12 protein-coding genes are annotated in these 13,972 nt (G+C 60.8%); 4 read left to right on the forward strand and 8 right to left on the reverse strand.

The features are described 5' to 3' along the window. The first annotated feature begins 1 nt into the window (after window position 1). Genes tssA through tssJ form a run of 4 tightly spaced genes read left to right on the forward strand, consistent with a single transcriptional unit; the run spans window position 2 to window position 5,020 of the window. Window positions 2-1,579, forward strand: a complete 1,578-nt coding sequence (gene tssA, locus ISP19_RS10920) for a type VI secretion system protein TssA (protein ID WP_204681891.1) — start codon at window positions 2-4, stop codon at window positions 1,577-1,579. Window positions 1,580-1,604: 25 nt separating this feature from the next. Then, window positions 1,605-3,380, forward strand: a complete 1,776-nt coding sequence (gene tssF / locus ISP19_RS10925) for a type VI secretion system baseplate subunit TssF (RefSeq protein WP_204681899.1) — start codon at window positions 1,605-1,607, stop codon at window positions 3,378-3,380. Then, the gene (gene tssG, locus ISP19_RS10930) at window positions 3,377-4,462 is read left to right on the forward strand and encodes a type VI secretion system baseplate subunit TssG (RefSeq protein WP_204681908.1); all 1,086 of its coding nucleotides are present in this window, start codon (window positions 3,377-3,379) and stop codon (window positions 4,460-4,462) included. The genes tssF and tssG overlap by 4 nt, the downstream gene beginning before the upstream one ends. A 15-nt stretch (window positions 4,463-4,477) precedes the next feature. Next, window positions 4,478-5,020 carry a type VI secretion system lipoprotein TssJ gene (gene tssJ, locus ISP19_RS10935; RefSeq protein ID WP_204681915.1) on the forward strand — a complete coding sequence of 181 codons (543 nt, stop codon included), beginning with the start codon at window positions 4,478-4,480 and terminating at the stop codon, window positions 5,018-5,020. Window positions 5,021-5,068: 48 nt separating this feature from the next. Here tssJ and ISP19_RS10940 read toward each other — a convergent pair whose 3' ends face one another. The 8 genes from ISP19_RS10940 to ISP19_RS10975 all read right to left on the reverse strand — a co-directional run bounded on the left by ISP19_RS10940 (window position 5,069) and on the right by ISP19_RS10975 (window position 13,850). Next, window positions 5,069-5,464 carry a DUF6165 family protein gene (locus ISP19_RS10940; protein ID WP_204681917.1) on the reverse strand — a complete coding sequence of 132 codons (396 nt, stop codon included), beginning with the start codon at window positions 5,462-5,464 and terminating at the stop codon, window positions 5,069-5,071. A gap of 60 nt (window positions 5,465-5,524) precedes the next feature. After that, the gene (lpxK, locus tag ISP19_RS10945; RefSeq protein WP_204681919.1) at window positions 5,525-6,502 is read right to left on the reverse strand and encodes a tetraacyldisaccharide 4'-kinase; all 978 of its coding nucleotides are present in this window, start codon (window positions 6,500-6,502) and stop codon (window positions 5,525-5,527) included. Window positions 6,503-6,506: 4 nt separating this feature from the next. Then, window positions 6,507-8,297 carry a lipid A export permease/ATP-binding protein MsbA gene (gene msbA, locus ISP19_RS10950; protein WP_204681921.1) on the reverse strand — a complete coding sequence of 597 codons (1,791 nt, stop codon included), beginning with the start codon at window positions 8,295-8,297 and terminating at the stop codon, window positions 6,507-6,509. Next, window positions 8,294-8,725 (reverse strand): ExbD/TolR family protein, encoded by a 432-nt coding sequence (locus tag ISP19_RS10955; RefSeq protein ID WP_204681923.1) that lies wholly within the window; start codon window positions 8,723-8,725, stop codon window positions 8,294-8,296. The genes msbA and ISP19_RS10955 overlap by 4 nt, the downstream gene beginning before the upstream one ends. A gap of 3 nt (window positions 8,726-8,728) precedes the next feature. Then, on the reverse strand, window positions 8,729-9,379 hold the full coding sequence (locus tag ISP19_RS10960) for a MotA/TolQ/ExbB proton channel family protein (protein WP_204682196.1): 651 nt from the start codon (window positions 9,377-9,379) through the stop codon (window positions 8,729-8,731). 98 nt (window positions 9,380-9,477) lie between these two features. Further along, entirely contained in the window at window positions 9,478-11,796 is a 2,319-nt protein-coding gene (locus ISP19_RS10965) for a DNA internalization-related competence protein ComEC/Rec2 (RefSeq protein ID WP_204681925.1), read from the reverse strand. Between the two features lie 103 nt (window positions 11,797-11,899). Then, on the reverse strand, window positions 11,900-12,601 hold the full coding sequence (gene lolD / locus ISP19_RS10970) for a lipoprotein-releasing ABC transporter ATP-binding protein LolD (RefSeq protein WP_239556722.1): 702 nt from the start codon (window positions 12,599-12,601) through the stop codon (window positions 11,900-11,902). 4 nt (window positions 12,602-12,605) lie between these two features. Next, window positions 12,606-13,850: a lipoprotein-releasing ABC transporter permease subunit gene (locus ISP19_RS10975; RefSeq protein WP_204681929.1), complete on the reverse strand. Its 1,245-nt coding sequence runs from the start codon at window positions 13,848-13,850 to the stop codon at window positions 12,606-12,608. Between the last annotated feature and the right edge of the window lie 122 nt (window positions 13,851-13,972).

Consider the following 13,972-nt stretch of genomic DNA (forward strand, 5'->3'; position numbering starts at 1 on the left):
CATGTTCACTAATCTGCTGAAAAAAATGCTTGGCGCACGCAGTCCGGAAGCACTGCTACAAGAACGGTTGGCGGTATGGGCCGACTGGGTGTCGCCATTGCCAGGCACGGATGGAGTGGGCCGCGATGTCGCCTACGAAGATGCCTTCCTGGCCATTCGCGATGAAGTTGCCAAGCTTTCGGATATCGACGACGCGCTGATCGCACGCTCCTGCGAACAACTGCTGAAGGAAGTCGGAAAGGATCTTCGTCTGGCCGGCTACTACGCTTTCGCACGCTTGCGTCAACACGGCACAGCGGGTTTTGCCGATGGCCTGGAACTGACGACTGCCCTGGTGGAGCGTTACGACACCACCATGCAACCCTCCCGCCAGGAGCCCAAGAAAGGAGCATTGGAATGGCTGGCCGCCACGCGCATGATGGATCTGCTCGCTACGCGCGGCGCGTTCGAACCTACCGACCTGGAGCGTGCCATCGCGGCGCTGGATCTGTTGGTCAGGCGCACCCAGACCTGGCCCGAAGGCATGCGTCCCAACCTACAGCCATTGGTGTCGCGCTTCGAGGCCGATGATACGCCCGCGCCTGCCTGCGCATCCTCCGTCGCGCAAGTGCACCCCGCCGCCAAAGCGCATCCTGCACCAAGTGAAGTTTCCTCCACACGCGATTTGATCGAGCGCGCACGTGTTATGGCCACCTATCTGCGCAATCAGGACAATGGTTATTTGCCTTCGGCACGCTTGGTGCGCTGCGTGCGTTGGGATACGGTGCATGAAGTGCCACCCGCAGACAATAAGTCGCGCACGCGCCTGATGGCGCCGCGCAGCGAGCTTCGCCAGCAGCTGAAGCGGCTGGTTCTGCAAAAGCAGTGGCACGAACTGCTGGAACGGGTGGAAGGCGCCTTTATGGAAGGCGCGAATCATCTGTGGCTGGATCTGCAGTATTTCCAGCACGTGGCGCTGGACCATGCCGGCTCGCCCTATCGCGAATGGCGCGACCTGCTGCATACGGATTTCTCATTGCTGCTGTCGCGGCTGCCGGGCGTGGAACGGCTGGCCTTCAGCGACGGCACGCCGTTCGCCGACGATGCCACGCTGGAATGGATCGCACGCAACACCGTGGTACACGAACTCGATCCCGTTCATGGCCGGCCCGCTGCCATGCCGACCGGCGAAACGGAGGAAGGGGGCATTGACTGGCCGGAAATCGAGGCGCAATCACGTAGTCTGCTCGATAGCGAAGGACTCGATGCCACGCTGGCATGGCTGACCCAACTGCCCGGCCCCATGTCAGCGCGCCAACGCTTTCTGCAACGTTGGCTGATGGCTCGCCTAACCGATCAAGCTGGCCGCGCCGATCTGGCGCAACACCTGCTGCATGAGTTGGATGCATCGGTATGCGAGTTGAACGTGCTCGATTGGGAGCCTTCGCTCGCATTCGAGGTAAAACAGCATTTATTGCATGTGCTGCGGCAGGGCCTGAACCGTAAGCACGCGGACAAGACTGTGCTGGCCGAGCGCATGGAACAACTGCTTGGCGACCTGACCCGGCTTGACCCCGCACGCGCCGTCACGCTGAGCTGACACTCTTTACTCACGGATATCCTCCATGGACGACCCCATTCTGCGTTACTACGAAGCCGAGATGCGCTACCTGCGTGAAGCAGGCAAGGAATTTGCACAACGGTACCCGGACCGTGCGCGCATGCTTAACATCGATCGGGTTGGCGATCGTGACCCTTATGTGGAACGGCTGCACGAAGGCTTTGCGTTCCTTACCGCGCGTCTGCGCCAGAAGCTCGATGATGAATTGCCGGAATTGACCGAAGGCTTGGTGAGCCTTTTGTGGCCACACTACTTGCGCATGATTCCGTCCCTGTCGATTCTGGAGCTCCTGCCTTCGCGCGAAACCCTGCAGCGGACGGAAGTGTTGGATGCTGGTGTGGCCGTGCGTTCAGACGTGATCGGCACCACCGGGGTGTGCTGTCTGTATCGCACCACACAGCCTGTAACCCTGCAGCCCATCAGCCTGACCGAGGCAATGCCCGCGGTGCGACACGATGGCCGCTCGGTGATTCGACTGCGCTTTGAGCTGGATCATTCCGCCCGGCGCGAATCGGTGGACCTTTCCACCATTCGCCTGTACTTGAATGCGGATCTGCCCGTAGCAGCCGCGATGCATCTCGCGCTGACGCGTCACGTCAACGCGGTGGCCTGGCGTATTCCGCAAGTGCGCGATGGCGAGGCAGTACCGTTGCGCGACGTGCGCTTTCTGCCTGGCGGCTTTGCAGCGCAAGACCGCCTGTGGCCCAAGGCAGAAACCGCTTTCTCCGGCTATCAGCTGTTGCTGGAGTATTTCACCTTTCGCGAGAAATTCCTGTTCGTGGACCTGTGCGGCCTGGACATCTCGCAGTTGCCCGAGCAGGCCAGCAGCTTCGAGGTGGAAGCGTTGCTGGACCACGACTATCCACTCGATAGGCGCTTCAGTGCGGAGAACGTAAGGCTATTCTGCACGCCCATAATAAATCTGTTTGAACTGGACGCCGAACCGATCCATGTCAACCATCACGATACGGAATATCGCGTGGTGCCCGCTCACCATCATGGCGAATACGTGGAAACTTATTCGGTGGAAGCGGTGGAAGCGTTCGATCACGCCACCGCCGAACGCCACGCCTACGTGCCATTTTCAAGTTTTCGTCACCGTGGCGGCATGCTTCGGCATGAAGCACCGGAGCGCTACTTCCATACGCGGGTGAGGCAAGGCGTGAATGGTTTGTACGTCACCTCGCTCATCCTTGGCGGCCATGCGTGGTCGTCGATGCAGAATCTTCCGGAAGAAACGCTTTCACTGCGCGTGACGGGAACCAACGGCATGCTGCCGCGCAAAAGTCTGCGCGAAGCCGGTATCGACCAAATGGTTGGCGACGCGCCGAATGTCGCACGCGTACGCCACCTGTGCACGCCTACGTTACCGGTCTACCCCCCGATGAATGATCGTTTCCAGTGGCGGGTGCTGTCGCATCTGGCGCCAAACTTTCTTTCACTGATGGATGCGGAGGTCTTGCGCGGCGCACTGGCCTTGTATGACTGGACGGATGACGAACTCAACCGACGCCGCCTCGCCGGCATCCACCAGGTGACGCAGACCCTGCAAGAGCACGTTTCCGGCGGAAGCATCGTGCGTGGTGTGTTGATCCAGATAACGCTGGACAGCCATGCTTTCGCAGGCGAGGGTGACATGCATCTGTTCGGCGAACTGCTGCACCGCTTCTTTACGCAGTACGCCGAAATGAATCTGTACACCCAGCTAAGGATCGTAAGCCTGCCCGACGGGCAACGCATCACCTGGCCGCGCAGCTTTGCAGAGCGGTCTCCGCTGTGAGCGCAGATACCGTGACCACCATGACACCCTTGCTACCGGCGTTGATGGACCGTGCGCCGCACATGCAATTTTTTCAGCTTTGCCGGTTGCTGGAATTGCAAGCACCGGAACGCCCCGGCCTGGGCACACAGGATCATGCTGACCACGAGCCCGTCCGCTTCCGCCCTTGGCCACGCATGGGCTTTCCGGCATCGGAAGTCTGCGCCGTCGAGCAGGACGACGAGCACCCGCACCGTCCTCCCGATGTACGCACCACCTTCATGGGGCTGTACGGCGTGGATGCGGCCATGCCTTCGCATCTGATCAACAATATTGCGCTACGACGCGAAGGCCACGAAGCGGTGATGGCCTTTCTGGATACCTATCACCATCGGCTTGTAACGCTGCTGCATCGCGCTTGGTCCAAGTACCGCTACCCGGTGGGCTTTGCGCCGGGTGGCAGCGATGAACGCTCGCGCGATCTGCTGGCCTTGGTCGGTTTCGGCCTGGGCAACAAACCGGCACAGGCCGGTTTGCCCGAAGCACGCGTACTTGCCTTGCTTGGCCTGCTCAATCAGCGCACGCGCACCGCGGGAGGATTGGCTGGCGTGGTGGCGTTGGCGGTGCCTGGCATTGACGTGGATGTGGAGGAATTCCATCCGGTGTGGATCAAGGTGGATGCACCTGCATGCCTCGGTAGGCCAACTCGCGGAGAAGATCCATTCGTCACACGCGGCCTGGGCCAGGGCGATGTGATCGGTCGCCGCATTCGCTGCCGCACCAAGACGGTTCGCATCACCTTGCGTCCCCGCTCGGCGGAGCAGGTCGAGGCCCTGTTGCCGGGTTCCATCCCGTATCGCGATCTGATGGGTTTTTTGCGCGCCTACATCGGAGTGAAAGCCGACGCGGTGCTGCGTATGCGGGTGGACTCCACGCTGCTACCCGCTCCCCGCCTGGGTGAACCACGCTCGCGCCTGGCCTGGACGACTCTGCTGAGGCCGAGGACACCGCAAACGCTCGATATATCGCTGGGACGCTATGAGGCGTTTCCCTCGCCTGCCATGACTGACGCACAGACCTATGCGGCCGGCGCCGCCGCATAAAAACGGGAGCTTCCTATGCGCACCACCACCCCACCCCTGATGCTTGCCGTTATGTCCCTGCTGCTGTCCGCATGCGGCGCATGGCAGACCGTGTCTACCAGTACCAGCAACGTGTATCACGCTACTTTTTACAAAAAATTAACAACCTTGGACGTGGATATGAAGGCACGCGCCATGCTCAACCCTGACGAACTTGGCCGCGCATATTCCGTGACAGTGCGTATATACCAGCTGAAGGATCCGAAGCGCTTTCAGAACGCGACGTACGATGAGCTGCTGACCAACGACAGGACCATTCTGGCGCAGGATCTACAAGATAACCGTGCCGTCGTGATCTATCCAGGCGCTAGTGCAAGCCTGTCGCAGGCGCTGAAGGCTGAGACCCAGTACATCGGTATCGTTGCCTTCTACCGTGAGGCCAATCCCGGCGGCGGCTGGCGACTGGTCGTGCCGAAGAAAGAACTGTCGGCGGATACCCCGCTCATGCTGGAGCTTGTAGGTGATGCCATCATGCCGTCGAAAGATACGCCGCCCGACCTGCCGGCAGCGTCGGGCTGAGATTCTGCTCAGCCCGGTTGCCGTCAAAGCATCCGGGCTTCTTTCGGATTAGGCTCGGTAGTCCTGATAGGACTTCTCTTCCACCAGTTGCGAACCCAGTTTCAGGTTGATTTCGCGCTTCACTGCCGCACGCTCGTCATTCTGGAAATACACCGAACGGGCCAGTTCGATAAATTCGGAATCAAACGCCTGCGCCTTTTCCTTCAGGCGGATGCGGTCCTCGATATCCCACAGTGCTTCGTTGACAGCAAGCAGACGTGCACGCTCCTTGTCGATATCTGTCTGCGAGGCGTGATGATTGGCCCAGGTGGCGTTGAGCAGGTTGAGCTCGTTATGCACATTGGCCAGCTTGGACGGATCAGACATGTGGCGCGACTTGATCTCAAGGATCGTGATCTTGTCGATCAGCTCGCCAAAAGATACCGGTACCTGGATCAGGCTCATGAAAACCTCATACGGAAAAAGGCCGGCACCCGCCGGAAACGGCGCCCATGATACCGCCGGTTATGCCTTCGAGCCCAAACGCGCGCAAAGCGCATCGTAAAAGGCCGTTGGCAGCTCCGCTTTCACGGGCACGCTCCACCAATCCGGCTGGGCAAAGGCACGGCATTTCACGGCGTCTTTCTCGGTCATCAGCACCGGCAAACCGTCGGCAAAAGCAAGATCCGACGGTGCAAAGGCATGGTGATCGGGGAATGGGTGGGGGATGACTTCGATGCCTTGCGCGACCAGGCTAGCGAAAAAACGCTGTGGATGGCCAATCGCGGCGACCGCATGCACGCGAGCGCCGGAAAAGCGGCTCACCGGCTGCTCATGCCCATCGAGCAGGGCACGCGCCATGCCTCCGTGCAAATGCATCGGTATTTCACCGTTTTTGGCGTCGCCACCGTTGCAGACGCGGAAATCGACGTTATTCAACCGACGCAGCGGTTCACGCAATGGCCCTGCCGGCAACAACTTCGCGTTGCCAAAACGGCGTTCGCCGTCGATCACACAGATCTCGACATCACGCGCCAGACGGTAGTGCTGCAAACCATCGTCTGCGATCAGTACGTCGCAACCGGCATCCAATAACAATTGCGCGGCAGCGGGCCGGTCGCGACCAATCGCCACGGGAACACCGGTCGCGCGGATCAAGGCGGGTTCGTCACCGACCTCAACGGGATTCGGTGCATCGCCGAGCAGCATGGGCTCACGCTGTGTACCGCCATAGCCGCGACTGACAACGCCAGGTCGATAACCGCGTTGACGCAGCACTCCGATCAAAGCCAGCGTAAGCGGCGTCTTGCCGGTACCACCCGTGGTGAGGTTGCCAACCACGATCACCGGACAAGGCAGCCGCACCGACCGCAACCAGCCGCGCTGATACCCGCCTCGGCGCACTGCCACCACCAAACCGTAAAGCGCAGCCAACGGATAACTCCACCAGGGCAAACGCCCCCCGCCGTACCAGCCGCGCTGAAGCGTCTCGGCCAGGCTCATCGTGTCAATTGGCCGCTACGGCAACGGACGGCTCGTTGAACTGCATGCGATGCAACGCCGCGTAATGACCGCTCATGGCAATCAATTCCGCGTGCGTACCACGCTCGATGACATGCCCGTGATCCATCACCGCAATCTGGTCGGCATGCTCGATGGTGGACAGGCGATGCGCGATCACCAGCGTGGTTCGATCACGCATCAGCCGCTGCAAGGCCTGCTGGATCAAGCGTTCCGACTCGGTATCAAGTGCGCTGGTTGCTTCATCGAGCACCAGGATCGGTGCGTTCTTGAGGATGGCGCGCGCGATCGCGATGCGCTGACGCTGTCCGCCCGACAGCATGTTGCCGCCCTCGCCGATCTGGTTGTGGATGCCATTCGGCAGTTTGGCGATGAATTCCATCGCGTTGGCGGCCTCGGCCGCGGCAATGATTTCCTGTTCGGTAGCGCCGGCCAGTTCGCCGTAGGCGATGTTCTCGGCCACGGTGCCGTCGAACAACACCACCTGCTGCCCCACCCAGGCGATCTGCTTGCGCAGCGAAGCCAGCGTATAGCTTTCGTAATCGGCCCCGTCGAGCAGGATTCGGCCGTTTGTCGGCTCGTTGAAGCGTGGCAGCAGGCTTACCAGACTGCTCTTGCCGCTGCCCGATCGCCCCACCAACGCAGTGACCGTACCGGGCGCGCAATGCAGGTCCACGCCCGACAGCGCTTCAAACTCGCCGCGTGGATAGATAAGACGCACGTTCTCGAAACGCAGGTCACCGCGAGTGCGTTGCAACACCGCGGTCCCGTTATCCACTTCTGATGGTGTATCGATCAGCGCGAACAGGTTCTCCGCCGCCGAGATCCCGGTCTGAATGGTCGATTGCACATTGGACAGCCGCTTCAGCGAGGACAGCATGCCACCCATCGCGCCGATCACCGCGATGAATACGCCTGGCGAAATGCTGTCGATCACCGACGGCCGTGAAGCCAGGAACACCATCCCGGCCAGCGAGAACGAAGCCACCGATTGCACGGTCGAGCCGGAGAGTGCGCTGGTCGCCACGATCTTGAGGTTCAGATAGCGTGCGCGCCCCGATACTTGCTTGAAGCGTTCAGCCGCCTGCTCCTGGCCGGCATAAATGCGCACCTCACGATGCGCCTGCAACATTTCTTCCACCGTGCCGGTAACCGAGCCCATCATGCCCTGGATGCGGCGACTGATGACGCGGTAGCGGCGACTGACCGCGGTCGTGATCAACACGATCGCCGGCACCAGCACCAGCAACGCCGTGGAGAGGTAGACACTCTCCTGCAGCATCACGATGAACATGCCGATGACGGTGACGCCTTCAGTAATGGCAATCTTCAACGCATCGGTCGAGGCACCGGCAATCTGTTCGCTGGTAAAGGTAATGCGCGAAACCTGATGACCGGAATGCTCGTTGCCAAAATACGTTACCGGCAGACGCAGATAGGCCCCGAACACGTCGCGCTGCATGGTCTGCACCACATTGCGCCCGACGTAGCCCATGCCGTAGTTGCTGATGTAGATCGCAACGCCGCGCACCAGGAAAATGCAGATAATCCAGATCGGCATCCAGTGGATGAGATAAGGATCCTTCTTGGTCAGAAGGTTATCCATGATCGGCTGCAACTTCTTGGTGAACAGCGCAATGGCGCCGCCATCCACCACGAAGCCGATGATCGAGATAAGGAGTATCGGCCAATAGCGGGCCGAATAGCCGAGCAATCGCTTGTAGACCTGCCGGCTTTCGGCGTCCCAGAGCGCGACTTTCTTTTTACCTTCGCTCATTGACCTGCTTCCGACTGCGTCGGCGTGGTAGCGATGGAAAGATGGGTAAAACCAAGCTGACCGAGCGCATCCATCGCCGTCACGACATTCTGATGCGCCGTCATGCCATCCGCACGGATGGTGACGGTCTGGTTGCGGTCATCGCCGGCCACGCCTGCGATGGCTGCCTTCAGCGGATCCACGCCCTGCCCCACCACTTCGTCACTGCCTACGTAGAAATGCCCGTCACGATCGATCATCACGGTAATTGCGGGCGGCTGCATGTCGCGATCTTCCGCACTGGCCTGCGGCAGGTTCACTTTCAGGCGCGAGTGCTGTACGAACGTGGTCGTGAGCACGAAGAACATCAACAAGGTCAGCAGCACGTCGATCAACGAAACAACATTGATCTCGAAATCGTCGCTGCGGCGGTCGTTACCAATACGCATGGATCAAACTGAGGCCTTGTCGCTGGAGGTCACCGCAGTGCGGCGCGGACGCGGTGTGACAGCCAGTGCGGAAAGTGTCAGATCGTCCAGCAGCAAGGTCGCCTGCTTTTCCATCTCCACGCAGTAACCGGCAACTTTCGAACGGAAGTAGCGATGCAGCACATAGGCCGGGATTGCCACGGTAAGGCCCGCCGCCGTGCAGATCAGCGCTTCGCCAATACCGCCGGCCATCTTGGTCGGATCGGCCATGCCACCGACCATCACTTCCATGAACATGCGAATCAAGCCGACCACGGTACCAAACAGGCCGAGCAGCGGACCGATCAGGGCGATCGTGCCCAGCGTATTCAGATAGCGCTCCATCCGGTGCACCACATGACGGCCGGTATCTTCGATGCGCTCCTTGATCAGCTCGCGCGGGCGATTGCGCACGGCCAGCGCGGCAGCCAGCAGCTCACCCAGCGGCGAGCCGGTGGAAAGCTTTTCCAGATGCGCCGGATCGAGCTGATCGGAGCGCGCCCATTCGCGAACTTCCTGAGCGAGTCCGGGTGGGAGTACCGAGCCGCGGCGCAAGGTCCAGCACCGCTCCAGCACGATCGCCAGTGCTACCGCCGAGCAGATCAGGATGGGCGCCATCGCCCAGCCGCCAGCCATCAGAATCTGACCCAAATCACCCACAACAAACTCCCGGCCCTGCCGTCTGCTTGAAGCGGGCATCATAGCAGCGTCAACAAGGCATACCGTGCAGCGGTTCACTCCCGCCAGTAACGCCGCTCCCGCAAACGCCAGCGCGCGGCGACAAAGGCTGGCCCGGCCGCCGGAAAATCAATCTGAACCGCCCCCTCGATGGCGGTATTGAAGACGGGCACGCCAGCCTGCGCATAACGCTGCAGCACCTCCGGCCTGGGGTGGCCAAAACGGTTCAACCAGCCGGCCGAAACAACCGTCAGCCCAGGTTTGACCGCGGTAATGAATGCCGGGCTGGACGATGTCTTGCTGCCATGGTGCGGCATCTGAAGTACTGGCGGCGGTCCAGGCCCCAAGCCTGCCGCAACGCGCGGCTCGACATTGGAGGCGATGTCACCGGTCAATACCAGACGGCCACCGCGCCCCTCCACCAGTAAGACGCAGGATCGATCGTTATCGGATGCGGTCGCCCCCGCTCCGGCCGGGCTCAGCACGCGGAATCGCACCTGATCCCATTCCCACTGCTGGCCCGCGACGCACTGTTCCACCGGGATAGGCATACGATCAGGCTCACCGCCATAAAGGCGCGCTGCCGGAAAAGCCGCAGCCACGGCTGGTGAGCCGCCAGCATGATCATTGTCGGCGTGGCTCACCATCAGCACATCCAGCACGTCGATGCCGAGCGCATGCAAGGAAGGGATGACTACGGCCTCGCCCAGATCAAATTCAGACGGATAGCGCGCTCCGGCGTCATAAACCAAGGCGTGATGACCCGTTCGCACGATCACCGACAAGCCCTGTCCCACATCCAGCACCCATGCCTGAAATGCTCCGTCTTCCGGCGTATGGCGCATCGGCCACAGCAAGGGCAGAAACAGCAACAAACCAAAAACCCTCAGCGGCACGCCACGCGGCATGAATAGCCAGGCTGCGCCTAGCATGGCCAACACCAGTGCCCAAGGTTGCACGGCAGGCAAAAATCCATGCGCTCCCGGCCAGGTTGCCGTTTGCTCCAGCAGCCACCATTGCGCATGCGTGAGCCACGCTGCCAGCCAAAGTGGCGGTGTCGCCAGCGGTGGGCACACCAGCAGCAACAGCAAACCGATCAGGGCACACGGCACGATCACAAAGCTCACAAAAGGCACCGCAACCAGATTGGACAAAGCACCCACCAAGGAAGCTTCGCCGAAGAACCATAAGCCGAGTGGTAGCAAGGCTACGGCCATCACGATCTGGCCCAGCGTGAGCTCGTGCAGAAAAGCACGAATGCCGCGCCCTTGCGTCTGCAGGCACAGGATCAGAAAGCCGACGCCGACGAACGACAACCAAAATCCCGCTTCGAGCACAGCCAAAGGATCGGCCAGCAAAATGGCCATCAGCGCGAGCGCCAAGGCCTGTGCCGCGCCAGTAGCGCGACGAACGCATCGCGCCAGCGCAACCGCCGCGATCATCAACACCGTGCGCACAGTTGGCATGCCGAAGCCCGCCAAACCCGCGTAAGCGAACGCAACAGCCAGTGCAGCCACGGCCTGCGCTTGCGCGCGCGGCCAGCGCAAGGCAATCGATGGCCAGAGCCAATAGCTGAACCCGCACAGCCATACGCCGAAGACGGCCGCAACGCCGACATGGAAGCCGGAAATGGCGATCAAATGCGAAATGCCGTTTGCACGCGCAACGTCCCAGTCATGGGCACTGAGGCCGCTGGTATCACCCACGGTAAAGGCGCGCAGAAGCGCGGCATCGTGCGCGTCTTTAACTCGCGCCTGGATGTCGCCGGCCAACGAAGCCCGCAATCGATCCAGGCACACGAGTGCCGCAGCTTGCAGCTGGTTGGATGAATCATCACGCACATAGCCGACCGCAGCGATGCCACGCGCCAGTGCACTCCGCTCTCCATCGGCGCCACCGGGATTGAGCATGCCGCGCGGACGACGCAGGCGAAGAAGTAGTTGCCAGCGCGAACAAGATTCCAGTTTCGGTGGCGGATGGCCATACCAACTCAGGCGCGCAAGACCTTGCCAGGGTAAAAGCTGGTCACCACGCTTTGCCTGTTCGATGCGGAAGAGAAAACTGGTGGCGCCGGCACGAGTCTGGGGCAAACCTTCGACGCGGCCTGTCGCGCTGAAGTCCTGCCCTTCCCAGGCAACAGGCAAACGTGTCTCCATGGCGAGACTGCCCTGCCAGGATGCCCATACAAAACCAAGCAACACGACCGTTAACCAACGCCAGCGCGGAGCACGCCACGCAATGATCCATGCGAAGACAGACAGCGCGATCATCGGCACGCGCGATGGCAATACCGGCAACCACTGCACCGAAAGCACGCCCGCCAGCAGCGCCAACGCCGCAACGGCCGCACCCGGCCATGTTCCTGTCTGCTGCATATCCCTGCCGTTTCGCCTCTCGACAAGGCAAAACTAGCGCAGGTTGGAACGTTCTTCTGTAGGACTTAGCCTTCCTTCTTGCCGGAATGCTTCGCTTCGCGAATCAGTTGCCGGGTTTCTCGCGCAACTCGCCGTTATGCAGCTCCAGCGTGCGGTCCATGCGCGCGGCAAGGCGACTGTCATGCGTCACCAGGATAAAGCTGGTGCCAATCTCGCGATTCAACTCCAGCATCAACGCATAGACCTGCGCGGCATTGTCTTCATCCAGATTGCCGGTGGGCTCATCGCCCAGCACGCAGGACGGACGCGTCACCAGCGCACGCGCGACCGCGCAACGCTGACGTTCGCCACCCGAGAGTTCCGACGGCTTGTGCTCCAGACGCTGGCCCAGCCCCACCCGTTCAAGCAACACCCTGGCCTGCTTTTGCGCCTCGGCGACACGGGTGCCGCGAATCAGCAACGGCATGCATACGTTTTCCAGCGCGGTGAATTCCGGCAACAGGTGATGGAACTGGTAGATGAAGCCCATCGAGCGGTTGCGTACCCGGCCGCGTTCGGCGTCGGAAAGCTTGGAAAGCATGCGGCCCTCCACTTCCACCTCACCGCCGGTGAGCGTATCCAGGCCACCGATGATATGCAGCAGTGTGCTTTTGCCGGAGCCGGAGGCACCCACGATCGACAGCGTTTCGCCACGCTTGAGGGTAAAGCTCACATCGGTGAGCACCTTGGTGCGCAGATCGCCCTCTTCATAGGTTTTGGCGATATGGCTGGCACGCAGCACGATGTCTGAAGATCCGTTGGTCATGGCTTTATTCATAGCGCAGCGCCTGCGCCGGCTGGGTACGCGATGCACGCCATGCGGGATACAGCGTGGCAAGCAGGGAGAAGGCGAAGGTGACCAGCGCCACCCACGTGACATCGTGCCAGTCAAGTTTGCTGGGCACTTCGCTGATGTAATAAACGTCGGGCGAAAGGAAGGTTACGCCAGTGACGTGTTCGATCCACTTCGCAATGACCGGCAAGCGCCAGGACAGCAGCGAACCGAAGGCCACGCCGAATCCGATCCCGAAAATACCGACCAGCACACCCTGCACCATGAACATGCCCATGATGCTGGCCGGCGTGGAACCCAGCGTGCGAAGGATGGCGATATCGGCCTGCTTGTCGGTGACCAGCATCATCAGCATGGAGATCAAATTGATGACGGCCACCAGAATGATCAGCGAGAGGATGATGAACATCACCTTCTTCTCCATCGAGATGGCGGAGAAGAAGTTGGAATGACTATCCATCCAGGTAGTCACCTGATAGATCTGACCCAGGTTGTCGGCCAGTTCACGCGCTACGGGAGCGGCGTTGTAGATATCGTCGAGTTTCAGGCGAATGCCGGTGGGGCCATCGATGCTTTTCAGCTTCTCCGCATCCTGCATGTCGACCAGGCCAAGCCCGGAATCGAATTCCTCCATGCCCATTTCGAAGATGCCGCTGACCCGGAAGCCGCGCAGGCGAGGTACCGCACCCAACGGAGTGGCGCGCAGCTCCGGCACGATCATCGTGACGCGATCGCCGACGTTTACGCCCAGCTGAATGGCGAGATCCTTGCCGAGAATGATGTTCCAGCTACCCGGTGTCAGCGAATCGAACGAGCCCTCGATCATGTGCTTGTTGATGTCTGAGACATCCGGCTCCTGCGCGGTATCAATGCCACGCACGATGGCGCCGCTGGATCGCTGCGCCTGCAGGAACGACTGAATCTCCACATAAGGGGCCGCCCCCTTCACATGCGGATTGTCCCGCACCACTTTCATCGCGTACTGCCAGTTCTGCACGCTCTCGCCCGGCAATCCGGACACCGTAGCGTCGGAGATCGCACCGAGGATGCGCGAACGCAACTGGTCGTCGAACCCGTTCATCACCGACATCACCGTGATCAGCGCCATCACGCTGACCGTGATGCAGACGATGGAAACGGTTGAGATGAAGGAGATGAACTGGTTGCGCCGTTTGGCGCGGGTGTAGCGCAGGCCGATGAAAAGCTCGAGCGGTCGGAACATGTAGGGGTCACTTGTGGGGTCGGGTGACAGGCCTTCCGATTGCCTGATGATCAAAGATCATCCTGGAAATCCTTGGACCATGCCGCGCGCGCAGAGTGCCCGAAGCCGAGGGAAGCAGCAAC

The organism is Dyella flava (assembly GCF_016904955.1).
GTDB lineage: Bacteria > Pseudomonadota > Gammaproteobacteria > Xanthomonadales > Rhodanobacteraceae > Dyella_B > Dyella_B flava.

Bases quoted from the DNA above. Each gene is read 5' to 3' on its own strand.
- tssA (WP_204681891.1), top strand. From the start codon at position 2: ATGTTCACTAATCTGCTGAAAAAAATGCTTGGCGCACGCAGTCCGGAA.
- tssF (WP_204681899.1), top strand. From the start codon at position 1,605: ATGGACGACCCCATTCTGCGTTACTACGAAGCCGAGATGCGCTACCTG.
- tssJ (WP_204681915.1), top strand. From the start codon at position 4,478: ATGCGCACCACCACCCCACCCCTGATGCTTGCCGTTATGTCCCTGCTG.
- ISP19_RS10940 (WP_204681917.1), bottom strand. From the start codon at position 5,464: ATGAGCCTGATCCAGGTACCGGTATCTTTTGGCGAGCTGATCGACAAG.
- lpxK (WP_204681919.1), bottom strand. From the start codon at position 6,502: ATGAGCCTGGCCGAGACGCTTCAGCGCGGCTGGTACGGCGGGGGGCGT.
- msbA (WP_204681921.1), bottom strand. From the start codon at position 8,297: ATGAGCGAAGGTAAAAAGAAAGTCGCGCTCTGGGACGCCGAAAGCCGG.
- ISP19_RS10955 (WP_204681923.1), bottom strand. From the start codon at position 8,725: ATGCGTATTGGTAACGACCGCCGCAGCGACGATTTCGAGATCAATGTT.
- ISP19_RS10960 (WP_204682196.1), bottom strand. From the start codon at position 9,379: ATGGCTGGCGGCTGGGCGATGGCGCCCATCCTGATCTGCTCGGCGGTA.
- ISP19_RS10965 (WP_204681925.1), bottom strand. From the start codon at position 11,796: ATGCAGCAGACAGGAACATGGCCGGGTGCGGCCGTTGCGGCGTTGGCG.
- lolD (WP_239556722.1), bottom strand. From the start codon at position 12,601: ATGACCAACGGATCTTCAGACATCGTGCTGCGTGCCAGCCATATCGCC.
- ISP19_RS10975 (WP_204681929.1), bottom strand. From the start codon at position 13,850: ATGTTCCGACCGCTCGAGCTTTTCATCGGCCTGCGCTACACCCGCGCC.